20 protein-coding genes and 1 tRNA gene are annotated in these 24,137 nt (G+C 53.8%); 6 read left to right on the forward strand and 15 right to left on the reverse strand.

The features are described from left to right. Positions 1-14 precede the first annotated feature (14 nt). Positions 15-419, forward strand: a complete 405-nt coding sequence (gene flgN, locus CWE23_RS03395) for a flagellar export chaperone FlgN (RefSeq protein WP_126819476.1) — start codon at positions 15-17, stop codon at positions 417-419. Here flgN and CWE23_RS03400 read toward each other — a convergent pair. The 3 genes from CWE23_RS03400 to CWE23_RS03410 are packed head-to-tail and all read right to left on the reverse strand — an operon-like array spanning position 416 to position 4,168. Beyond that, positions 416-646, reverse strand: a complete 231-nt coding sequence (locus CWE23_RS03400) for a hypothetical protein (RefSeq protein WP_126819477.1) — start codon at positions 644-646, stop codon at positions 416-418. The genes flgN and CWE23_RS03400 overlap by 4 nt on opposite strands. Further along, complete coding sequence (locus tag CWE23_RS03405; protein ID WP_126819478.1) at positions 625-2,850, reverse strand: putative inorganic carbon transporter subunit DabA; 2,226 nt, start codon at positions 2,848-2,850, stop codon at positions 625-627. Before CWE23_RS03405 ends, CWE23_RS03400 begins: the two co-directional genes overlap by 22 nt. Further along, the gene (locus CWE23_RS03410) at positions 2,834-4,168 is read right to left on the reverse strand and encodes an NADH-quinone oxidoreductase subunit L (protein ID WP_105305812.1); all 1,335 of its coding nucleotides are present in this window, start codon (positions 4,166-4,168) and stop codon (positions 2,834-2,836) included. The genes CWE23_RS03405 and CWE23_RS03410 overlap by 17 nt, the downstream gene beginning before the upstream one ends. 111 nt (positions 4,169-4,279) lie before the next feature. Between CWE23_RS03410 and CWE23_RS03415 the strand changes: the two genes are divergently transcribed. The 3 genes from CWE23_RS03415 (at position 4,280) to CWE23_RS03425 (ending at position 6,941) form a co-directional block, all read left to right on the forward strand. Then, the gene (locus tag CWE23_RS03415; protein ID WP_105305811.1) at positions 4,280-5,149 is read left to right on the forward strand and encodes a LysR family transcriptional regulator; all 870 of its coding nucleotides are present in this window, start codon (positions 4,280-4,282) and stop codon (positions 5,147-5,149) included. A gap of 78 nt (positions 5,150-5,227) precedes the next feature. Then, entirely contained in the window at positions 5,228-5,704 is a 477-nt protein-coding gene (locus CWE23_RS03420; protein ID WP_126819479.1) for an LPP20 family lipoprotein, read from the forward strand. 73 nt (positions 5,705-5,777) lie between these two features. Further along, positions 5,778-6,941 (forward strand): flagella assembly protein FlgT, encoded by a 1,164-nt coding sequence (locus CWE23_RS03425; RefSeq protein WP_126819480.1) that lies wholly within the window; start codon positions 5,778-5,780, stop codon positions 6,939-6,941. Between the two features lie 8 nt (positions 6,942-6,949). Here CWE23_RS03425 and CWE23_RS03430 read toward each other — a convergent pair. The 12 genes from CWE23_RS03430 to CWE23_RS13815 all read right to left on the reverse strand — a co-directional run bounded on the left by CWE23_RS03430 (position 6,950) and on the right by CWE23_RS13815 (position 22,210). Next, positions 6,950-7,026: transfer RNA gene (locus CWE23_RS03430), tRNA-Arg, on the reverse strand. 59 nt (positions 7,027-7,085) lie between these two features. Continuing rightward, the gene (locus tag CWE23_RS03435) at positions 7,086-9,092 is read right to left on the reverse strand and encodes an EAL domain-containing protein (protein WP_126819481.1); all 2,007 of its coding nucleotides are present in this window, start codon (positions 9,090-9,092) and stop codon (positions 7,086-7,088) included. Continuing rightward, entirely contained in the window at positions 9,082-10,758 is a 1,677-nt protein-coding gene (locus tag CWE23_RS03440; RefSeq protein WP_126819482.1) for a sensor histidine kinase, read from the reverse strand. Before CWE23_RS03440 ends, CWE23_RS03435 begins: the two co-directional genes overlap by 11 nt. Further along, a complete protein-coding gene (locus CWE23_RS03445) occupies positions 10,739-11,983 on the reverse strand; it encodes a sensor histidine kinase (RefSeq protein WP_126819483.1) in 1,245 nt (414 codons plus the stop codon). The genes CWE23_RS03440 and CWE23_RS03445 overlap by 20 nt, the downstream gene beginning before the upstream one ends. Beyond that, positions 11,980-12,801, reverse strand: a complete 822-nt coding sequence (locus CWE23_RS03450) for an alpha/beta fold hydrolase (RefSeq protein ID WP_126819484.1) — start codon at positions 12,799-12,801, stop codon at positions 11,980-11,982. The genes CWE23_RS03445 and CWE23_RS03450 overlap by 4 nt, the downstream gene beginning before the upstream one ends. Positions 12,802-12,904: 103 nt before the next feature. After that, entirely contained in the window at positions 12,905-13,684 is a 780-nt protein-coding gene (locus tag CWE23_RS03455; RefSeq protein WP_126819485.1) for a sterol desaturase family protein, read from the reverse strand. A gap of 226 nt (positions 13,685-13,910) precedes the next feature. Beyond that, positions 13,911-14,531, reverse strand: a complete 621-nt coding sequence (locus CWE23_RS03460) for a CDP-alcohol phosphatidyltransferase family protein (RefSeq protein ID WP_126819486.1) — start codon at positions 14,529-14,531, stop codon at positions 13,911-13,913. Next, positions 14,524-15,168 carry an ATP-binding cassette domain-containing protein gene (locus tag CWE23_RS03465; protein WP_105305802.1) on the reverse strand — a complete coding sequence of 215 codons (645 nt, stop codon included), beginning with the start codon at positions 15,166-15,168 and terminating at the stop codon, positions 14,524-14,526. Before CWE23_RS03465 ends, CWE23_RS03460 begins: the two co-directional genes overlap by 8 nt. Then, entirely contained in the window at positions 15,155-16,744 is a 1,590-nt protein-coding gene (locus tag CWE23_RS03470; RefSeq protein ID WP_126819487.1) for an ABC transporter permease family protein, read from the reverse strand. The genes CWE23_RS03465 and CWE23_RS03470 overlap by 14 nt, the downstream gene beginning before the upstream one ends. Further along, entirely contained in the window at positions 16,723-17,796 is a 1,074-nt protein-coding gene (locus CWE23_RS03475) for an ABC transporter substrate-binding protein (RefSeq protein WP_126819488.1), read from the reverse strand. Before CWE23_RS03475 ends, CWE23_RS03470 begins: the two co-directional genes overlap by 22 nt. A gap of 1 nt (position 17,797) precedes the next feature. Next, a complete protein-coding gene (gene lpdA / locus CWE23_RS03480; RefSeq protein ID WP_126819489.1) occupies positions 17,798-19,939 on the reverse strand; it encodes a dihydrolipoyl dehydrogenase in 2,142 nt (713 codons plus the stop codon). A gap of 9 nt (positions 19,940-19,948) precedes the next feature. Further along, entirely contained in the window at positions 19,949-22,210 is a 2,262-nt protein-coding gene (locus tag CWE23_RS13815) for a TonB-dependent receptor (protein ID WP_157982914.1), read from the reverse strand. 366 nt (positions 22,211-22,576) lie between these two features. On the opposite strand from CWE23_RS13815, the gene CWE23_RS03490 reads away from it, so the two are divergent. Next, positions 22,577-23,116: a carboxymuconolactone decarboxylase family protein gene (locus tag CWE23_RS03490; protein ID WP_105305798.1), complete on the forward strand. Its 540-nt coding sequence runs from the start codon at positions 22,577-22,579 to the stop codon at positions 23,114-23,116. Between the two features lie 178 nt (positions 23,117-23,294). Continuing rightward, positions 23,295-24,107 carry a DUF547 domain-containing protein gene (locus CWE23_RS03495; protein WP_126819490.1) on the forward strand — a complete coding sequence of 271 codons (813 nt, stop codon included), beginning with the start codon at positions 23,295-23,297 and terminating at the stop codon, positions 24,105-24,107. Positions 24,108-24,137: the final 30 nt, after the last annotated feature.

Genomic DNA, 24,137 nt, shown 5'->3' on the forward strand with positions numbered 1-24,137 from the left:
CCGACGGAGTATCAATGTCAGCGACTGCAACACCGGTACCCGAGCTTCTACAACAACTGGCTGACTCGCTAGATGCCCTTGCTGTGTCACAACAGCAGGAATTACAAGCCATTGTAGAACGCCAACACGCCCGCGTTGCGGAGCTGGCAGAGCAGAAAGCTCAGCAGTTGGCTGAAGTCAGCGAACTGGATGCGGCATTACGCGAGCACCCTGAATCCAATCTGTTGCAGGACGACGAGCAACTCGCTGCACAGGTGGCCGATATTAAACAGCAGTTAGCTGCAGTAAAACATCAAAGTGCGGTTAACGAACGGGTAGTCCAGTCCACCCTTAACAGCATTGAACAGCTAAAACAGACCATCCTTTCCAGTGCCAGAAAGGACAGCCTGACCTATAACGCTAAGGGTAAAATCCGCTAGCATTTAAAGGTAACCGGGCGCTGCAAAAACGGATTTTGCCGTTGCCACAACACCTCTTTCATCTCCTGCTCGGTTTTCAGCCCTTTATCCACACTGCCGTCTTCATGCACCAGCGTAAAGGGTTTATTAAACGGCCGGTTACGCACACAGTCGTACAAATCTTTCATCAGAAAACAGGTGGTTTCCGTAGCGGTTTTCTGGCTCGTTACTGATGTTGTAGTCGGCATAGCTCACCTCTTGGGTTGAGTCGATAAACGTCAATCCATTGATTTTGATACAGTTGATTAAAGTCACCAGCTTGCGCCAGCGCTTTATGAATACGGGGTTCTGACGCTTCAATAATGACGCTCAGACGCACCGGTTTGTGCACGTAATCGCTGCCGTCATGCACCGATTGCCACGCCAGCCCCAGGCGGAGATCACCACCGTTGCCTTCGAACACGCCAATGTCATTGGCCACCCGGTTGTGCAACAGCTTGTTGCCGCTGCCCATGCGCTGCGGATCGGTGACGGCGGTGTAGTATTGCCAGTTAATCCAGTTAGCAACCAGTCCCGGTGCGGACAGCAGCGCCGTCAGCAGCGAACCATCGGCGTCTAATGCTTCATCGTAGTCGTGCAGAAAGCTGCGCCCCTGTACCGCGTCGTCGGCTAAGCGCCCGGCGTTGCCGAAAAACAGCGCTTGGTTACCGGCCAGCCCCCACTCGGGTCTCAATTCCGCCCAGTGATTGGCCCGCGTAGCCCTGTTCGGTTGCTGTTGCTGTAACTGTGCCGATGCGCTGGCAAAGGTTTGTTTGACCTGCGCCGGAACATCTTCGGACAACCAGACGATGTCGTCGGTGACGGTTTCGTGCAGCGCGGCGTAAAATTGCGTCGCCTGCGGAATGGCGAAGCCATGCTCACTGAGGCGCTGGCGGATAGCCGACTGATTCAGTAAGTGGCACAACACCCGGGCACTCAGTGCGCCGGTCTGGCCGCCGCAGGCACCGCAGTTCATTCCGGCCCGTTGCGCGTTGTTGCTGTGTTTAGCGCCGTGACCGACCAGCACTACGTGCTCGGCAAACTGCGTAAACTGCATGCCGGTCAGCGCCTGTGCGCATAGCTCGGCCAGTTGCTCGCAGGTAACGGCGCGGCCGTTGTGATAAATCTCCGCATCGGCATCAAACTGAGCGGTATCGAGCGAGCCCTTAATGCCTTTTAACAGCTCGCCGAGTTTGGCCAGCCCCAGCGCCTCAACGCCGGTAAACATAGAAGCCGGACTGTTAAACGAGCGCGACAGCAAATCTTTAAAGGATTTATCCGGGCTTTGCTGACGGACAAAAAAGCTTGGCTGTAACAACCCCGGTACGTGTGGTATTTGCTGGTCGCCCTGTTCACGTCCCAACGGCACCCCGAAAAAGCCGGCAAAGCCTTTGCTGTTGACCGTCATTCCGTGCTCACGACCGGCCTGTGCCAATGCCCGGCGATAACGATCCGAGCGCACATCGATACAGAACACAGCCTGCAACTGTGGCGAATCATTACGGTCGGCGTCTGCCGCCGGCTTAAATTTAAGCGCACTGAGCTGTGATTGCTCATAGGCGCGTTGCCACTGCCACAGGCTTTGTTGCTGGGCAATGATGGCGGCAACGGCGTCATCACTGTCACGCAGTTGCTGTTCAAAGTCTTGTTTAATGGGTTCAAACACCGCCTGATTGGTGCGATCCGCCAGTTGCCACAGCAGATAATCCCAGGCCATGCGGATGGCCAGCAGTTCCAGTAGCCACTGGCTGCCGTGCTGACGATCCTGATAACTGAGTGCCGAAGCCCAGCCCAGCACGTCAATGATCAACGCCTGGCAATAGTGTTCAGCGGCAGCGCTCGGTGCGCTACCAAACCAGAGCTGCTCACAGGCTTCAAATAAGGCGTCGGGACTGTCCGGTAGCTCGGCAAACAATTCGTTCAGGTCTGCTTCGTCCATCAGGGTTTCAATACCGCGGTCAGCACGTGAAATGGTCAACCAATGCTGGTACAGCGAACTGTCCTTACCCTGCCCCTGAAAGCGCCGGGGAAACTGCATAAACAGCCCGCAACTTTGGCTGATCTGAAACACCACTTCATCGTGCCAGAGCATTTTGCGACGGCGCTGCTGATAACGATCCACCAAATGGCTGATGTTCTGCCAGCGCGGCGTGTCAGACAACTGAGTTAGCTGACGACGCATGTCATCCGTCACCAGCGCCGGTTCGATAGCACCCTGCTCATAGTGTTGCTGGTAGAACTCCGGTGACATGGTCAGCGCGACGTTGCCGCAGTAGCGCCACTGCGCAGCAACTTCCGTTAATGGCTGCTGACGGTATTCCCACAGCGGATTAACCGCCACCCATTGTGGCAACGGCCACTGCGGTGCCACGCGGGCGACCGCCAACTGGGCCTGGTTAGCGAGTTTGCTCATACAACTTTCCTTTTACCGCGACGTTATTGCGAGACTGGTAATAGTGGATCGGATGGCTTGGCCACAGCCACAGCACAAATCGGGTCAGCCACTCGTCCAGATACAAACCGGCGTTGAGGCTGATAAACCAACGTTGGCTGATGGCGTACTGCGGGGTGTGATGGATTAACCAGTAACTGATGGCAAACAGATTAACGATACCGGCAACGGCAAGCTCCAGAGCCAGGTCAATGCTGCGATTGTCCATCACATTACCGGCGGCCCAAACCAACAGCGCGTAGGCACTGAGCAGCGCCAGCGACAACAACAGACGCCATCCCCAGCGATTGAGGTTCATCCATATGGTTGCCAGCACCATCGCCAGCAGTGCCGACGGCAGCCACTTTGGCGAGCCGGTCAGCAACAGCGCGGCGCCGAGACACGCCAGTTGAAAGCCGAAAAATACCACCACCACCCGCGGCAGCGAGCGCGCTTCGGATTGTTTGACATAAGCGACTTCGCTGACTGACAGGAACGCATGGGCTTTGTATACCGAGTGGGCAACCAGGTGCAGCAGCGCCAGGTCATAGTAGCCCAGGCCTATTTCCAGCAACATCAGACCCATCTGGGCGCTGGTCGACCAGGCCAGACGTACTTTGATGCTGATGCGGGTGGCCATGATCAATGCCGCCAGACAGCACGACACCACCGCAACCAGACACAACAGCCAGATGGCCGGGGTGGAAACACTCCAGACCGGGGTGGTGACCAACAGCAGCAGTCCACCCAAATTGATGATTCCGGCGTGCAGCAGTGCCGACACCGGCGTGGGGGCTTCCACCACCTGGATCAGCCAGCCGTGCAACGGCAGTTGCGCGCACTTGATTAACGCCGCCATCACCAGTGCGATCGCCGCGGCATGCTGCAGCAGACCGACCGGCTGCTGCGAAATGCTCGCCAGCGCGGCGTCGAGATAGCCGGTGCCGGTTTGCCAGTACACCAACACGAGAGCGATGCCTAAAAAGGTTTCTGAGCAACGCGCCAAAATGAATTTCTTGTGCGCGGCCAGTACGGCACGATCGCGTTCCGGATAAAACATCAGCAATTGATGCAGCAGTAAGCTGATGGACACCCAGGCGGCAAAGAACAGCAACATGTGGTTGCTTAGGATCAATACCACCACCGCGGTCAGACACAAGGTCATATAACGCATAAACACACTGCGGCGTGGGTCGAGACGGAAGTTGCGCCACGAGTAACGCAGCACCACCATTGCCAGAACTCCCACCAGTATCAGCAACACGGGTCGTATGCCGGAGATTGTCAGCCAGTCGAACATAGTACTTCCTGTTGAATTGGATTGTGCTAAGTTTGGCGCTGGTGCTAAATTAAGTAAAATAGATATAAAATATCGTTTTGTTCTTTTTTATAGAACAGTGAGTGAGCCCGGATGAATTACAAACACCTTTATTACTTTTGGCACGTGGCCGCCAGCGGTCATCTGACCCAGACCGCACAAAAGCTGCACGTGTCGCAGTCGGCGTTATCGTCACAAATTAAACAACTGGAGGACTGGTTTGGCATGGCGTTGTTTGAACGCCGTGGCCGCCAGTTGGTGTTAACTCAGGCCGGCCATATTGCCAAGCAGCACGCCGACCGGATCTTCGCCGAAGGCGAGAGCTTAGTGAAACAGCTCAAAGAAGGTGCCTCTGATCAGCCGGCGATCATCCGTATTGGCCATGCCTCGACCATGTCGCGTAACTTTGTTGAAGCTTTTATTAATGATCTGGTTAGCCAAAAAGAAGTGCACTATCGGCTGCATTCGATGACCCCGGATCAGTTGTTTAATGAACTGGCCAATCACCAAATTGACATCGCGTTGGCCAACACCAATGTGCGAGGCAGTGACAAACAACTGTGGCAGAGTCGTTTGCTGGCACGTCAGCCGGTGTCGCTGATTGGGCCGCCGGGACGGGCAATAACCGAACTCAATTCACCGGCGCTGGTCAAGCAGCATTGGGTTTTACCGCCGGAAAACCTGTCGTTGCGACTGGCCTTTGACATGCTCAGCGCGGAATACAATTGGCAGCCGATTGTGCTGGCCGAAGCCGACGATATGGCCATGTTGCGATTGCTGACCCGCGATACCGGCGCGCTGGCGGTGATTCCGGACGTGGTGGTAAGGGATGAGCTTAACAGTGGCCAGCTAAGTCGTTATCTGCAGTTGCCGAATGTCTACGAGCAATTCTATGCCATCACCCTGAAACGGCCGTTTCAACACCCGATGGTGGTTCAATTGTTACAGCAGTTCAGCCTTTAAAAGGTTAAAGATTTGCGCGCTGTGGCCGTTAAACAAAGTATCAAACGAGGTATCGGCATAATCCATTATGAGGTTGTCATGAAACACTTAGCGGTCACCTTTGCACTTGCATCTGCTTTACTGCTGTCGGGCTGCAGCGCCTATTATAATCTGGCGTATGATCAGCAACACGTTGAGTGGGAAACCGAAACGCCGGATCAATTTCCGGTGTTAACGGCGGTTGGTTATGCGCCGATTGCCGAACAACCGGGGGATAGCCAGCAACATAAAGACTTGGCCGCGATGCGTGCGTCCAAACTGGCGGCTTATCGGGAACTGGCAGAACAGGTTTATGGGCAACGCATTGCCGGCGGCAGCTCGGTACAAAACTGGGCGCTGACCAACGACACGTTTCAGTCATCGGTTGATGGCGTGATTCGCGGTGCCGAAGTCGTTCGCACCTACACCGTGGGCGAATACTACGCCACCGAGCTGCGCTTAGATTTCGAAAAAGTCCATCGCATCTACCAAAGCACCAATCGCCAGCAGAAAATTAAGCGCGTTGTGTACTATTAACACAGTGTCATGAATCCGACTGGAATGGTACTTGCATAATCGCCTAAACACGTAAACGCCAAGCAGGTAATGCATGAACTGGAAATTCATTCTTTTTTCACTGGTACTGTTGGTAGCCTTCAGCGCCGACGCCCGTGTGGTGGAAGCCCAGGGCAGCGCGCGCATTGTTAACGGTGACACCGATGCCGCCCGCGAACGCGCCATTGAAAACGCGCTGCAACAAGCGCTGTTGATAACCGGCAGTTCGATTTCCAGTGTCCAGTCCATTGTTGATGGCGTACTCAGTACCAATCAAACCCAGGTGTCCGCAACCGGTGACGTCGAAAACGTTAATATTCTTCGCGAAGAGGTTCGCAATGGTCGGGTCATTATTTTGTTACAAGCTGAAATTTGGAATCGCGAAAACACCTGTCGCGGCGATAAATATAAGATTGCTCTGACCGTAGTTCCGTTCGAACTCAGTAATCGTGAACACGGTGCTTTTGGACAGATCTGGGAGTTGGGGAAAGTCAGCGCCGAGCGACTGACCCGGGAAATTTCCAGACGCAGCGATCGCATTTATGTCAGCCATACCTTGTCACGGAATACCGGCTTAACCAACGCTCTGCGCCAGCTTAACCTTGAGCATTTAGGCGCCATGGCACGCGAGGTTGGCAAGGCAAACGACAGTCAGTATGTGGTGTTCGGACTGTTTGATGATTTATCCATGATTGAACAGCAGCGCGGCTGGGGTTTGTTTGACTCTGATTATCGCCGTAACTACGCACTGACCTTGTATTTGCTTAACGCCAGCAGCGGCGAACTGCTTACCCGCGCGCGGGTCAGTGACGTCGAAAGCTGGAATTATCAGCGTAATGAAACCGTTGATGTTGCCGCCAGCGAATTCTGGGATCGCCCGTTTGGCGCTGCGCTCATGACCGGCATCGAAGATCTCGCCGCTGGCGTTCGTGACCAGTTACGTTGCAAACCAACTCGTGGTCGGGTGGTATGGCAACAGGATAACCTGGTGCAATTTAACTTAGGCTCACACCACGGCGTTCGCGTCGGCGATCAGCTAAAAATTATTCACCCGTCTAACTTTGTCGACAATGAAGGGATTTATCGGCAGAAATGGCAGGTCAGTGAGTTTACCGTAGAAGTCACCCAGGTTCAGCACAACACCGCGGTGGCCGAGCTGTCCGGCCCGGGCATTCTTACCAATGTCCAGGTCAACGATTGGGTTATACCGGCGGAATAACCGATAACTGGCGTTCCCGGCAGGAGTCGAACCTGCGACCTGCCGCTTAGGAGGCGGCTGCTCTATCCTACTGAGCTACGGGAACTTGCCGGCGCCGATTATGCCAAAAAGCCACGGTCTTGGGCAAGCTCGCGCCGCTCAATGTTATCCTTGCAACGCGGCTCTTACGGATTGGCGGATGGTTTCATCATCCCAGGGCTTGGTCAAAAAGCGAAATACCTCACCCTCGTTCAGCGCCCGCGCCAGTGCCTCTTCGTCCTGATAAGCGGTCAACACAATACGTTGTGTGTTTGGATACATGGAACGAACATGGGTCAAAAACTCGACACCCTGCATCTGCGGCATACGATGGTCGGAAATAACCACGTCCACGTTATGCTGGGCCAATAAATCAAACGCCTCATTGGCCGAGTTTGCGGTCAAGATATGGTAGCCATCTCGCATCAGTAAGCGCCGCAACGATTTATTCACGTTTTCCTCGTCGTCAACAATCATGACGGTCGCTTCTGAACTCGGCTCGTCGGTACTGATGGATGCCTGATACTGACTCAAAAACTTGTCCAGTTGCGGTTTAGGCATTGGCTTAGCCATCAAAAAGCCCTGCATGGCATCACAACCGCTGCGCCGCAAGTAATCCCGCTGGGCGGTGGTTTCCACACCTTCCGCCATCACTTCCAGTTGCAGGTGATGAGCCATTGAAATGATGCCTTCGGTAATGGCCGCGTCACGGCTGTCGTGAGTGAGTTCGGTGATAAAACTGCGATCGATCTTAACCCAGCTAACCGGCAGGTCTTTGAGGTAACTCAGGCTGGAGTATCCGGTACCAAAGTCGTCCAGCGCCAGTTTGACACCAAGCTGATTCAATTTCGCCAATTTCTCGCTGATCAGCTGTGGATATTCAACCAACACCGACTCCGTCATTTCGAGCACCAGGTGGCGCGCATCAAGGCCACTTTCACGCAATGCCTGCGCCACTTCGTCGACGAATTCATGGCGCAGTAGCTGGATTGCCGAGATATTAACCGATACCGTTGCCTTGTTTGGCATCTGTTGCTTCAATTGCACGAAATCCTTGCAGGCACGCCGCAAGATCCAGCGCCCCAGACGCACGATTTCACCGGTATTTTCGGCAATCTGGATAAACTCGGCCGGCGAAATCATGCCCATGGTGGGATGATTCCAGCGCACCAGAGATTCGACCCCGACCACGTCGTTATTATGCAGATCGAACTGCGGCTGATAGTGCAGTTCAAACTGCTTTTGCTCAATGCCGGACTGCAGTGCATTACGAATTTTTAGCGATTTTACCGTGCGGGTATCCAGTGATTGGTCAAACCATTGGTACTGATTACGACCCCGGCGCTTGGCCTCGAACATGGCCATATCGGCCTGGCGGATTAACTGCAGCGGATCTTCATCATAAAGCTCGGTGGTGGCGATACCGGCACTGGCGCTGATGTGTAGCTCGTTGCTGTCGAGTTCGAATGGCTCCGCTACCGACTGCAACATGCGCTCAGTCACCGCCGCGGCGTCACCGATATGCGACAGATCCGGCAATATCAATACAAACTCATCCCCGCCGAGACGGGCCAGCGTATCGCTCGGCCGAATGTAGGACCGCAGCCGTTCAACCACTTGCTTTAGCAGGCGATCGCCGAGTTCGTGGCCGAGCGTGTCGTTGATCGGTTTAAAGCCATCCAAATCAAAAAATACAACGGCCAATACCCCTTTATTACGTTGTCCGAACGAAAACGCCTGTTTCAGACGATCTTCCAGCAAACCGCGATTCGGCAGGCCGGTCAGACTGTCATAATTGACCAGATCCGACAGTTGCTGTTGTAGCCCCTGCACGGCAGAAACATCTTCTAAATGCACCATCCGTACGGTATTACCATGCCAGACGGTGGGAACGTTAAAATGTCGAACCGGCAATTGCTTGCCATTGGGTAATTCCAGCTGTCCGGTGTTACCCAGTAACGCGTCTTCAGTTAACTGCAGTGGCAGAATTTTGTCGCACAGTTCGCTGTCGGTTTGCTGCAGCAGTTTCTCAGCCGCCGGGTTCGCATACAGAATGCGTCGTTCCAGCGTCACCAGTAAGGCAGCTGTCGGCATATCTTCGAGTAACTGCAGTAGCAAGGTATCAGAAGTCATTTTTTGTCCCGTCGTTGGCCTGCTGCAGCAGGACCTTTATCACACAGCCCTGTTCTGCAGCGGTCTCTATCATCAGTTTTCCGTGATGTATGTCAACTATTTTTTCTGCCAGAGCCAGCCCCATGCCACTGCCTGGGATGCCCTCGGCATCGGCTTCATCACCGCGGTTAAAGGGTCTTAACATCCTTTTTAATTGCTGGTTTTTCATGCCCCTGCCGTTATCGGCAAAGCACCAGGCAACTTTACCGTTGCCGACAGACTGGGTGTAGACAGTGATTTTTAGTCGCCGCGTCGGCGATCTAAATTTGATCGCGTTACTGATGAGTTGTTTGGCCAGCTCATACAACAACCCGGCATCTCCCGTCGCGCTCTCGGCAACCTGTATGTCCAGATTTGCCCGCAAATGCTGCAGCCGCTCATGGTATTCCAGCGCCACCTGATGCGTGATTTCATTTAAGTCACAGCGTCTTTGTTGCGGTTGGTGATTGTCTAACAACGCATAAGCCTGGGTTTCCTGCAGCAAGCGCTGCCAGTGGCGAATACTGCTTTGCGTTTGTTGCAGTAGAGTGGTCGTCTGCGGATCCAGCTCGACATTGCTGTCGAATTGTTGCAGTTGTGTCAGCACCACCTGAACCGGTTCCTGTAAATGCTGATCAATAATGTATGCGAGACTGTCGCGGGACCTTAATGCACGGTCACGTTCCGCTTCGATCTGTGCATACTCTGTACGATCGTTCACGATCATTAACCAATGACCGTTGTAGCGTTTGATCAACAGCTCTACCGGTAATTTCACGCCGTCGCTTAACCAACTGCCGTGCCAGCGCATCGGCTTACGATCGGAGGGTTGTTGCTGCACTAGTTGCTGGCGTAAGACGTCCCAGTCGGCATCACTCAACCAGCAGTCGATACTGCGGCCGGGCAGACGACTATTCTGCGCCGCAATCCAGCGCTCCGCCAGCGCATTGCTGTTAACGATTTTTCCATCGCTCTGCACCACCAACGCCGCCAATGGCAAACTCATTAGACGATCATTCATCGCCACATCAGTGGCCCGACGCGAGTGCAGCAGCGTGACATAAGCCAACAACAGTTGTCGCATGATTTCAATCAGGCTAAGGCCGGCAAACGCCATCACCAGAAACAGTCCGGGCAACGAGTCGTATAAGCCGTCACTCCCCTGCAACGGTTGGTTCACCACGTGTAGCCAGATAAACGCCAGTAATAACGCCAGCGTCAGGTAAGCCCATAACCAGATGTTATCCTGCTGATCCCTGTAGCCGCTGTTCAGGTAAGGCAGCAACCAAAACCCCAGTGCCAGTTGTAGCGCAATAACGGCGCGGTAAATCAGCAAATCTGAGCTTAATCCCTGGTACAAAAACGCAGCGCATGCAACCGCACTGATTAGCGCCAGACCGCGCCAGTACCAGCGTCGCATCGCCGTTAATCGTATCCGCAACCGCGAACTGAGCAGCAGCGCCCATCCCAATACCGCCAGCAGCAACGTTAGCAAACCGTCAGTCAGGGATAAGCGGCTGGATACACTGAACAAGTTCAGAGTCAGCCCAAAACTTAACAAGCCGCCCCAGATCGAGCAGAGACAGGTTAGTGCAAACCAGTAACCGCGTGCGACGATGTTTATGCCGTTATTCGAGTTGTTTGCCATGATTACACTCCTGTGCCAACGGGAACCACACGCCAATACATGTTCCCTTACCGACGTCACTGTCGATGGTTAATTTACCCAAGTGTCTGCGTACGATGTTATAAACCAGTGCCAGACCGAGACCCGTGCCCTCGCCTTCGGGCTTGGTGGTATAAAATGGTTCCAGCGCGCGCTTGCGGGTTTCTTCACTCATGCCCTCGCCATTATCGGCTACTTCGATGTAAACAAATTGCTCGACGACACCGGTACGGATCGTGATCTGCCCAAATCGATTGATTGCTTGCAGCGCATTCACCAGCAGATTCATCATCACCTGATTAAACTGAGCCGGATCGCAGGCAATATTGAGCGGACTGCCATTAAAGTCCCGTTGGATACGGGCTTTGTTTTTAATCTCATTATGCAGCACCCGCAAGGTGGTATTGATCTGTTCGTGCACATTGCATTGCTCGACGTTACCGGGCGCCCGCGCGAACTGCGTCAGCGCTGAGGTGATTGAGGTGATGTGCGCGACGCCCTGTTGACTTTCCTGCAGCAAATCCAGTAAATCAGCCGCAATAAACTCGAAATTTTCCTGTTGCAGTCGTTGCTTTAACAGACCCTCAGCGTTATCCGTTAGTACCTTGAGCAGTTTTTCCACATAATGACTGAGGCTGTTCAAGTTGGACTGTATGTAACCGACCGGGTTGTTGATTTCGTGGGCAATACCCGCTGACAGTTGCCCAAGCGCCGCCAGCTTCTCCGTTTGTAGCAGTTCATAATTGGTGTTTTCGAGCTTTTCCAGTAGCGCTTTTTGCTTGTTACGTTCATTCCGTAAGTGCTGCTCCCGCCGGCTCAGTTCCCGGTTCAGGCTTTCGGTGTATTTGCGTTCCTGGATCAATTGCTGTTGCAGCGCCAGATGTTGATCGGCCTGCATCAGTATCAGTAATGCGGTGTCGTTATCCTGCGAGTGTGCTGACACAATAAACGGCCGACAGCCTTGAGCTGTGTTCAAATATAAGGTTTGTTGTTCGCAGTTCTGGCGCTGACGTAGCTTGATGTCGATGGCGGATAAGTAGTAAAGGCGCGAGGCCGCGGTTAGAACATTGTCCAGACTGGTATTGATGAGTTGCTCTGGTGTACGTTTCAGCAACGCCGCAAACTCGGGACTCAGCTCATGCATGATGCGCCCGTCCAGCGCTATCCGCACGGCCAAACCAGGCCAGTCGGTCAAGTAATCGGTCATAAGGGCACCGTAGCCTGGTTGAGCACTCGTTCGATTTGCGCAATCACCTGGGCCGGTGCGCTGACATGCGGGTAATGTCCCCTGGCATCTATCACCGTCAGCTCGGCCTTAGGCAACTGAGCCACGGTGTACTCCGCCACCCGTTGCGGTACCACGATGTCTTTATTGGCCTGAACCACGGTTACCGGGCAATCAACCTGCGCCAGTTCGGCGCGCACATCGGAATAAAAGGTCGCCCGCGCAAACGCTCGTACTATGCGCTGTTCACCGGCGCTAAACTGACGCGTCAGCTGTTCGGTCAGATCACGGCGTTCCGGGTTTTCCATCACTTGCGGTGCTAAACCCTGCGCCCAGGCAAAAAAGTTTTGTTCCATCATGACCATCAGTTGATCAACGTCTTCGCGGTCGAAGCCGCTTTGATAATGCGGTTTATCGTGAAGATAACGTGGTGACGGGTTAAGCATGACGATGTGCTTAAGCCGTTGCCGAATGGCCGGATAGGCAAGGGTTGCGATACTGCCGCTGACCGAGTGGGCAACCAGGATCAAGTGCTCGGACTCGAGACTGTTAACGACGTCGATTAAATCCTGCGCATAGCCGCTGAGCGACTGATAACGCTGTTCATCGTATTGGCTCAGGTCAGAATCACCGCTGCCGACGTAATCAAAGGTCACCACCGTAGCGCGGTCATGAAATGCAGGCGCAACCTGATGCCAGATGCTCTGATCGCAGCCAAAGCCGTGCGCAAACAGCAGCGTCGGCGACCCGGTTCCGATGACTTTTACGTTATTCCTTAACCGTACCGCTTTATCTTCCATGCTAAACGACTCATATTGTTAACATTTCGTTTACGAGTCTTACCATAAAGCATAAAAAATAGAAAGTCCGACCAGCCTATTTATACGGGGTGCGGCAACGCCATTATTTAAAAGGAATGCGTAAAAGCCCCCACAAACGCGTGGTCAAGTTACCGTCCCGATAGTGTTCGAGGCCGATGTCGATGTGGTCAGAACCGGCGCTGGGCTGGTCGGTATAGCTGTTAAACAGGTGATCCCACCAGCTCACGCTAAAACCATAATTGGAGTTGGTTTCCTGCTTTACGCTGCTGTGGTGGATGCGATGCAATTCCTGCGTAATTAAGACTTTTCTTACCCGCGCTTCCCATTTCGGTGGCAACGCCACATTGCCGTGATTAAACAGGGAACAGGCATTCAGCACCACTTCGAACACGATAATGGCCAATATCGGCGCGCCGAGGGCAACGGCAACCGCCGCTTTGATGCCGAGGCTGAGGAGGATCTCAAGCGGATGAAAACGCAGGCCGGTGGTGACGTCAAAGTCAGGATCGGCGTGATGCACCCGGTGCAAACGCCATAGAATGGGAATGCGGTGAAAAGCGCGGTGTTGCCAGTAAATGGCGATATCGAAAAGCAAGAAGCTGAGTACTACTTCCAGCCAGAGCGGCCAGCTAACGACGTTAAACAAGCCCACGCCCTGCTGTTGTGCCCATACCGCCGCGCCGACGACCCCTGCGGGTACCGCCAGACGCGCGATCAGTGTATCAATGGCAACAATACCGAGGTTCGCCGGCCAGCGCTGCCAACGGGTATAGCGCGACTGTCGTTTCGGCCGCCACAACTCCCAGCCGATCATCAACGCCAGCACCGTCACAAAAATCGTCAGTCGAACTATCGTTTCCATTAACCCCTTTTAACCCTTTAACCCTTTAACCCTTTAACCGCAGAGAGCACAGAGAGCGCGGAGGTTTTTTTATTGTAAAACCACCAGCCCCTCTCATGATATCAACCGCGGTGGTGACAACAGGCACACAGCATCAACCCAACAAAAAAACCAACCCATTGGGTTTTCCATTAAAGGTCTTTTCTCTGCGGTTCTCCGCGCCCTCAGCGGTGAAAACCTCTGCAGCTTAGTGTTTATCCGTCATTTTCAATGTTCGGTAGCCGCTCCACAAGCGTGTGATGGCGGTTATCCAGCAAGCCGCGGCGAACACGTAGGCAAGCGTTGCGAAGTGCTGCGGCCATACGCAAAAGGCGATGAAGGCGACGATGGTTTCGAAACCTTCGGTTAATCCGCCCATATAATGCAGCGACTTGTTTGGGTAGCTGACATTATCAATGCCGCGCTTGGCAGCGACACCGGCAAACGCCAGAAAAGTCGAGCCGGTACCGGTAAAGGTTAGCATCAGCACCCCGGCAGCGATGGCATTTTGCGATACGTCCGCGATTAAAAAGCCCAGTACCACGGCGTTGTAAAACATAAAATCCAGCACGATGTCCAGATAGCCACCGGCATCGGTGAGTCTTGTCTGTCGTGCCACCGCACCGTCCAACCCATCGGCGAGCCGGTTCAGCAGAATGAACAACAGCGCCAGCGTGTAGTACTCCCAGGCCAGTGCCGGCAACGCCAGCAAACCGACAAAAAATCCGCCTAGGGTGACCTGATCAGCATTGATGTTACGGCGGATAAGCCAGCCGGCGGGCGCATGCAGCAACTGCCTCGTTACCGGTGTCAGCAGCGGATCAATCATTGTGTTTCCCCAGTTCAAGCAACGGGCCGTCACCGTGATCGGCCGGGTCGTGTGTGACTAATACCGCAGCGATATTACGGGCCTTTATTTGCGCAAAGGTCCAGTCACGAATTTGTTGACGCAGTTGGGTATCCAGCGCCGAAAAAGGTTCATCCAGCAAAATCGCACGCGGCTCGGCCAGTAACGAGCGCACCAGCGCGATGCGCGCTTGTTCTCCACCGCTGAGTTCGGCTGGCATCGCCTCAGCTTTGCTCTGCAGCCCGACCGCATCGAGCGCGTGTGCGGCGCGCTGCAGTTGCTCACTGCGGCTTGCGCGCGGGAGCGCAAACATCAGGTTTTGCAGCACGCTAAGGTGCGGAAATAAGTCGCCCTTTTGATACATGAGTCCGATACGTCGCCGCTCAATGGGATACTCATCAATACGTTGTTGGCCCAGCCAAAGTTCGCCGTTGGCGTCGAAATCGGTTAACGGTTCGCCCAATATCCAGCGCAACACGGTGCTTTTACCACTGCCGCTGGGGCCGATGAGCGTGGCGATTTCGCCGGGCTCAACGTCAAGCCGGTCAATGCTGACCAACGGTTGCTGGCGACGAGTAATCATCAGCGAACGTATTCGTAAGGCATCAGTAACTGACATCGGTACCTCGTTGTCGGGTTTGCATGAACATCACCAGCGATAACACCAGCAGCGGCAACAGCGCCTGCATCAGCGCGTACAACGAAGCCAGCCGCCAGTCGCCGCCGGACGCAATGCTGACCGCTTCGGTGGTTAAGGTTGGCACGGTGCCGCCGGCCAGCCACAGTGTCGGCAGGTATTGCGCAATACTCACCGAAAAGGCGATGGCAAACGCGGTTAATAACGGTCCTCGCATCATCCCGGGCACCAGTGTAAACCAGGCTCGGCGGTAGCTGTAGCCTAAACTTTGTGCCTGATAAAGCCAGCGTTGACTCAGATTGACCCAAGCGCCGTGCAGAACCAGATAGGCGTAAGGGAAGCCAAACGCGACATGCGCCCACAGCAACAGCGGACCCTCCGAGCCCTGCCCCAGCAGGTGTTGCCAGCCCAGCACCAGTACCAGTTGTGGTAACAGCAACAGCAGTAGCGGTACGACGTTGAGCTGCCGTTGTCCGCGTTGCCGCTGATGCTCAAGTACCGCAACCGCAGCGGCAACGGATAACAGTCCGGTCAGCAACGCCAGCCAGAATGTGTCCCACAGTAACGGCGCCAGATGGGGCCATTCTGTCAGCCAACGTTGCGGTTGCCATTGTTGTGGCAACAGCGCCGGATAGAACCAACTGCCGGCCAGGCTATGCAGCAACAGTGCCAGTACCACCAATAACGACACTATCACCAGCGTCGGGGTGAGCAGGCGACCACCGCCGGCCAGTAGCCGGCGCCAGCGCGAAGCCGTGGTTTTCACCAGACCTTGCCGGGCGCGGTCCGCCAGTCGCTGATAGCCGTTTACCGTAACCGTCGCCGCCAGCAGCAACACCGCACCGGCCAGGATCAATAGCCATACGCCGATGGCCGCCGCTTCCGTATTCGCCCATTGGTAATGTTGTTCAAACGCAACCACCGCGAGTAAGCCCGGCGCGTTAGGCCCCAGCAACAAAGGGATATCAACCACCGAAACGGTATAAATAATGATCGCCGCCAGCGGCAACTTCAGCCGTTGCAACAGCTCAGGAACAATCAGCCACCACCAGGCTCGGGTTGCCGACCAGCCCAGACTCTGAGCCTGCAGCAACCAGCGTTGTAGCGGCAACTGTTTAAGCTGGGTGGCGATCATCAAGAGCAGAAAGGGCAGTTCTTTCAGCACCAGCACGACGGTTAGCGTGAGCAGTGACTTTTCCGGCAAGGGCCAGCCGTTTGCCGGCACCGGTAGCCAACCACTCAGGGCATCAATAACACGCACCAGGTAGCCACTGGGACTGAACAAAAACATCACACCAACCGCGAAAGCAACATGCGGAGTCGCCAGTAACACACTCAGTGCACTGAACCATCGGCTTGTTGCCAACGTCCGCGCCGCCGACAGGCTCAGCCAGGTCACCACCAAGGTACTCAGTAACGTCACCAACAACGTTTGCATCAGCGCGTTCAGCCACGGCGCCAGTGTCATCGCGGACGGCCACTGCAGTGCCGGCAACGCCGCCAGCAACGGTAACCCGACCAGCAGCAGTAGTACCGTTATTGAAAGCGCTCTGACCACGCCTGCTCCAGATACGCTTGCCAGCTGGCATGAAAATCGGCCGCCACCGGTAACCGCTCGGTTTCGTCATCAGCGCTCAAACGGATTACCGCCGGATCGCCCCAGCCGTCGAGTTGCGCCTTACGACGCTGCGCTTTCTCGCTCAGCAGAAAATTAATGACTTGAGTTGCAGACGGTTTCGCTTTCGCCGTTGTCGGCACCGCCAGGTAATGATGGTTGGTTATGGCAGCCTCACCCAGTATCACCCGCTGCGTTTGCGCCGGAATCCGGCCTTGATTCACCAGCGTCTGAACGTCGTTCGGGTTAAAGCTTACAGCAATATGTAAGACACCATTAGCAAACCAGTTTTGCATTTCAGCGGCCGAAGCAGGGAAGTTTTCACCCTGTTGCCATAACAAGGGGTGCAATCGCTCGAGATAATTCCAGAGCGGTCGGGTTAAAGCATCGGCATCGACCTCAGTCACCGGTTGCTGGAACGGCTCATGGTTTTCGCTCAGCGACAGCAATAACGCTTTTAGAAACGTGGTACCGTGAAACTCTGGAGGCTTTGGATAACTGATGGTGCCGGGATGTTGCTCAGCGTACAGCAGCAATTGTTCGGCCGATACGGCATCGCCGATAAGGCACTCGTTGCAGCTCAACAGATAGAATTGCCCAAGTCCCCAGGGTACTTCCAAGCCGTCAACCGGCTCACCGAAGTCCGTGCGCCAATTCAGTTCATTGCTCACCTGACTTAGATTGCTGACCTTATCAGCGACTGGGTAAAGCTTCCCTGCGGCCTTTAAAGCGTGAAAATTTTCACCATTAATCCACAACAAATCGGCATTGCTACGACCATCCGTCAGTTGTTTTACCACCTCGGCAATGTCAGCGACTTTGACATGACGCAGCTCGATATCCTGCCGACGCAACTCGGTTGCAGCCCAGCGCAAATAGTCATTGACCGCCGGGTTACCGCCCCAGGCGTAAAAATACACGGTTTGCGTCTGTGCCAGACTGACGGCGGGCAACAGGCTCGCAATAACGATCAAACACAATAACCACCCTCTCATGTTAGCTCCGGCGCCAGCGATGAAATTTTTCGACCCAGTTCAGCACCCGCTGCGGGGCATGCGCACGTTTCCACTCGCCGGCCACGTATTTATTGGCTTCGGCCAGGGTTGGGTAACTGTGAATGGTACCCAAAATTTTGTTCAAACCAATGCCGTGTTTCATGGCCAGTACGTATTCTGCCAACAACTCCCCGGCATAAGGTCCGACAATATTCACGCCCAAAATCTTATCCTTGCCCGGCACGGTCAACACCTTAACACGACCGTAGGCACTGTCATCGGCAATCGCCCGATCCAGCTCACCGAAGTCATAAGTCGTCACTTCATATTCTTTATTGTGTTGTTGCGCTTGCTGTTCGGTCAGCCCAACGTTCGCCACCTGCGGCGAGGTGTACGTTACCCAGGGAATGACCGAATAATCAACACGAAAGGTCTTAAACGGATCAAACAACGCATTTACCGCAGCATACCAGGCCTGATGTGACGCCACATGGGTAAATTGATAGGGACCAACCACATCGCCACAGGCGTAAATGTTTGGGTAATTGGTTTGCAGCAACTCGTTGGTGTTAATGGTACGGTCGGTTTCAACGCCCAACGCTTCCAGGCCAAAACCGCTAACATTGGCCTGACGGCCCAGTGCTATCAACACCCGGTCGAACGGTATCCGCTGTTCTTTACCGTTGTATTCGGCCACCAATACATGTTCGCCGTCGTGCTGTTCAAAGCGCTTGCCTTTGTGACCGGTTTTTAAGTCAATACCATCCTTTTGTAGCTGCTGAGCTAACAATTCGGCCGAGTCCTGATCCTCTTGGCTTAAAATACGATCCGCCATCTCCACTAGGGTGACCTGTGAGCCGAGCCGCTGAAAGGCCTGCGACAGTTCGCAGCCAATCGGCCCACCACCCAGCACCAGCAATCGCTTAGGCAATTCCTGCAACGACCACACATTATCGGAAGTCAGGTAATCGACATTATCCAGTCCTTCAAATTGCGGGATTAACGGGCGCGCCCCGGTCGCAACCACGATAGCGCGGGTGGTTATGGTTTTCGTCTCGCCATTTTGGGTTATTTCGACTTCCCATGGCGACACGATACGCGCATCGCCGAGCTCGACATTAACACCGAGTTTTTCGTAGCGCTCGACCGAATCATGGGGCTCGATTTTACCGATAACATCTCGTACCTGTTGCATCACTTGCTTAACGTCAACCTGCACATTATCAGCCTTGACCCCAAGATGTTCGCTGTTACGGGTTTGCTGGGCGACATTAGCGGCATGCAGCAGCGCTTTCGACGGCACGCAACCGGTATTCAGACAGTCGCCGCCCATTTTGTCGCGCTCGATCAGCGTGACTTTGGCTTTCACCGCCGCCGCTATGTAAGCACTGACTAACCCGGCAGACCCAGCACCAATAACGACCATATTGTTATCGAACGATTTCGGCTTGTGGTAGCCTTTAAATGCCTTCCGCCGCTTGACGATGCTTAGAATAAACTTAGCGACAATTGGCATAATACCGAGCAATACAAAGGCACCGATAAGGTCCGCCGACACGACATCCCCCAGGCTATTGATCTGCGCCAACTGAGTGCCGGCATTAATGTAAACGGCCGCGCCCAGTAACATGCCCACCTGGCTCACCCAATAGTAGGTCCAGGCTTTAATCGGCGTGAGCCCCATGACGAGGTTGATGACAAAAAACGGGAATAGGGGGACCAGCCGTAAACTCAACAGGTAAAACGCACCATCGCGCTCGATACCGCGATTGATCGCCTCCAGCCGCTCGCCAAATTTAGCCTGTACCCAATCACGCAAAATAAAACGCGCACTTAAAAACGATAAAAAGGCGCCAAAGGAGGCCGCAAAACTTGCCAACAGCAGACCCCAGCCAAACCCAAATATTGCGCCAGCACCTAATGTTAATACCGTCGCACCGGGCAGCGAAAGTGCCGTAGAAATAACGTAAATCGCAAAATAAATCGCAAATGTTGCGAAAGGGTTCTGGGCAAACAACGAATTAAGCTGCTGTTGCTGCTCTTTCAATACGTCCAAAGACAAATACTGTGTCAGATCAAACACAAATGCACTGATAAACAGCGCGACGATCAGCAGTAATAACAACAGCTTTTTAAATGACATAAACTAACCTCAAAATGCGTAACGCACACTTAACTGAGCGTGCACGGGCTGCGATGGAAACGCCAGCGTGGCGCCAAAGTAGCCGCCCTCGAATACCGGTGACCAGTTATCCTGATCGGTGGCATTAAATACATCCAGCCGAGCGGTCAGTTGCGGCGTCACACGGTATTGTGTGTGCACATTGAGAGTATGCTGGTCGCGGATAAACACCGTTTGCAGAAAATCCAGCGGAAAGTGCTTGGTGTAGCTTAAATCACCGCCCACCGACCAATTTTCCGTGATCGACCAGCCCGCCACAAGTGACGCCTGTACCTCTGGAATGCCCTGCAATTGTTGAGTCGATGCCGGGAACAAGGTGAAATTTGGTGAGCCCACACCGGTGCCCTCGATAATATCCGGGCGTGAATCGTCAAAGGCATCAGCCACCTGTCGTGTCCCCTGTGACGACGCTGAATTATCCCAGTAGGCATCGATATAGCTTGCGGCCAATGTTACCCAATATGAGTCCGCGGCAAAATGCCATTGGCCTTCGATACCTTCGGTACGAATACCGCTATTGGAACCGTCACGATTACGCAGGCTGCGGCTTTGGTCAAACAGCGTTGCATCGGCATACCAGCGAGCACCGGATGGCGCGTACTTCAAACCAATTTCGTACAATTCGTTTTCGGTGGCAAAGTTCTGTTCATCAATGACACCGGCTGCATTGAGCACGGTGCCGCCGGCCATAGAATTGGAAGTCGAATCACTTTTATAGGCGGTGGCATACAGGGTTAAATCCGGCGTCCAGTCATACTGTGTCGATAAACTTAATGCCGATAGCCAGTCACTATAACTGTCGCTTTTCGCCGCCACCCCGGCAGGCGCCAGCGGATCTTCAGCTTCCACGTCATAATAATCGGCGCGCACACCGGCAGTCACTCGCCAACGGTCGCTAAGGGCTTGCTCGTGCTGGGCAAACACGCCCCATTGATAGCTGGTCGAGTCGGTGGTATCCGACAGGTTAAAATCGCCGACACCGTCACCGTCTACATCATACTGCGCCCCCGGCGAGACAAACACTCCCGGCCGCAACTCGATTAAGCGTGCTTGCTGCGCGTCGGTCAGCGGAATACGGCGGTTGCTTAATGGCCCGGTCAAATCGATCGGATTGTCGGCTTCGGTGGTGAATTGGCTGTAACCCAGCACATCGTTGACGCGTAAATTAGCGCCGACAACAGTGTTGTTATTAATGTGCAGTTCGGTGCGGTTTTCAAAGGTATGTGCCGCATCGATGATCTCGACAAAGCTGTTCTGATTAATGCCTTCGCGCGTTAAATATTGATAATAAGTGCGGTTTACCAGCACCAGATCGTCGCTGAAATAATGTTGTAATTTTGCGTGCAACAAAGTGGTTTCAGCGGTATTGGTATCCAGTGGTTCGGTCAGTGTGTTGCTGCGATCAATGCGTACTTCGCCAGTTGGAGTGATCACGGCTCCCGCTCCTGGCACGGTTGACCCGTTCGGTTGCACGCCCTGACCTGTAATGTATAGATTATTATCGATTAACCCTTGGGTTGGCCGGTTAATACCCGCGTTGTCGGTCCAGGCAACATCATAGTATTCCAATGCCACATCTAACTGGGTGTCGTTATTAGGCTGCCACTGGTAAGCCACCAGCAAATCATCGCTGCGATGATGATGGTAATCATAAAAACTGTCTTCATCGATGTACTCGGCGCTTACCCGCAGAGCCTGCTCGTCGCTTTTTAACACCGCGTTGTGGTCGAGCTGTAAGCGGTACTGACTCCACTGACCCCACTCTCCGGCCAGTCGGCTGTGTTGACGGTTGACGTTAGCGGTTTTCGGCTGCAGATTAACAAAACCACCAACCCGCTGGGTGGTGCCGAGCATCACCGGCGGCGCGCCTTTTACCACAGCAATCCCTTCAATGGCATTAAACGACATAGGAATGCCCAGGCCATTATTACCGGCCTGACGACGCATGCCGGCTTCAAACAGTTCACCCAACTGACCCCGTAATGTTGGCAGTGACGGGTTGCCAAAACCGGCGGCGGCGTAGCTGTTCGGCGCAAAGCGCGAGATATCGTGTAAATCGTCGATGGCCGCTTCCTGCATCAATGATGCATTGATGACGGTCGCAGCACGGGGAATGTCTTTCAGGCTCTCGGCCAGACCAAACAGCCCTTCAGTCTCGTCTTCTGAGGGTAACAACAACCGCTCGCTGTCACGCCCCATCACTTCAATCACTTCCATCGGCTCTTGCGCCATAACCGGGGCTACCAGCGGGATGGTTGTTAAGGCAAAAATAATCGTTTTCTTCACTTCACTATCCTATCGATTGATCCTGGTTTGGGCGCTTCGCGCGGTGTAGGCTCGTGCTGCGCACTCGCGGTGTAGCTCGCCGCCTTCGGCGCGAGGGGATATAAGCTTCAAGCATTAAACCGGCCGCAGGTCCTATACCCTCGCGCCGAAGGCAGCGAGCTACACCGCGCGAAGCGCCTATACCGCAAAGCCTACATCGCCATTGGTTTACGTAACTCATTGGTATTTTGGATGTTGATTATCGTTCAAGAGAACAAAATTGTATGTCATTGCGTATGCTTTGAATACATACTCTATTTTACAGGAGGCTCCATGGCCGACTTTAAACTGCATGACCAAACATCAGCTCCCGAGGAGAGCAAACCACTGTTACAGGACTCTGAGAAATCTTTCGGCATGATCCCGAATCTGCATGCGGTGATGGCAGAAGCGCCAGGGCTATTAAAAGCCTATCAGACAACTCACGAACTGTTTGCTAACAGCAGCTTCGATGAAAACGAACTAACTGTGGTGTGGCAAACCATTAACGTTTACCACAGCTGCCATTATTGCGTACCGGCTCATACGGCCATTGCCAAGCAGATGGGTGCGGATGACTCGATTACGCGGCAGTTGAAAAATGGCGAAACGCTTGACGACTCAAAATTACAAGCACTGCGTATTTTTACCGAGGCGGTACTGGAAAAACGTGGTCAGGTGGAGGAAACCGACGTACGCCCATTTTTTGATGCAGGCTACGGCAACCGCCACGTGTTGGAGGTTATTTTGGGGATTGCGCAAAAAACCATGAGCAACTACACCAATGCCATCGCGCAAACGCCAATTGATGAGCCGTTTCAGAAGTTCAAATAGGCTCGCTACGCTCGCGGTATGGGCTCGTGCTTCGCACTCGCGGGTTTGGGGGGCATGCTGCAAAGCCACACCGGCCGCAGGCCCTATACCCTCGCGCCGAAGGCGGCGAGCTACACCGCGCGAAGTGCCTAAACCGCGAGGCTGTACAGAACCATCCCGACCGGAGATGCTAATTTCTATGCGCTACCTACTACTCATTCTTATTCTGGTGACGCCCAGTACAATAAGCCAAACCTTTGATCTCCAGCATCAGCGCTTTACTGAGGTGTTGCAGCAGCATGTGGTGGTTTATAATGAAGGCCTGAAGTCTGCGGTCGACTACGCCACTTTGGCATCAGCACCCGAACCATTAAACAGCTACCTGAGAATGCTGTCAGCAGTAACAGAGAAACAATATCAACAGTGGAGCGACAGCCATCAATTAGCCTTTTTAATCAACGCCTATAACGCCTTTACCCTACAGCTAATTATCGAAAACTTTCATACGTTTAAATCCGGCAATGCTGAATCCATCAGGGATTTAGGGGGCTTTTTTACCAGCCCCTGGGAACAGGAATTCTTCACCTTATTGGGCGAGAAACGCACGCTGGACTGGCTAGAACACGAAAAGATACGTGTCGATTTTGATGAGCCGCGCATTCATGCGGCACTTGTTTGTGCCGCCGTCAGTTGTCCCAAACTGCGAGCAGAGGCGTTTGTTGGCGACAAACTTGAGCAGCAGCTCGACGACCAAATGGTGTCGTTTTTACGCGATCGCAACAAAAACGGCATCGACGACCGGGGTCTGTATTTATCGAAGATCTTTGACTGGTATGCTGAGGACTTTAAGCAAGTCAACGAGGCAAGCGTTCGTGAGTATATGCGCCAATATGCACAGGCTTTAGCGGATAACGAAGAGCAGCGTCAGCGCTTAACAGAAACCGATATTGCCATCCGCTACACCGACTACAACTGGAATTTAAACAGTAGGTCGCGCTTACAGCGCGACTGAGAAGTGATGCTCGTGCCAGAGGCACGAGCT

Origin of the sequence: Idiomarina aquatica, from assembly GCF_003987185.1 — a bacterium.
Lineage (GTDB): Bacteria > Pseudomonadota > Gammaproteobacteria > Enterobacterales > Alteromonadaceae > Idiomarina > Idiomarina aquatica.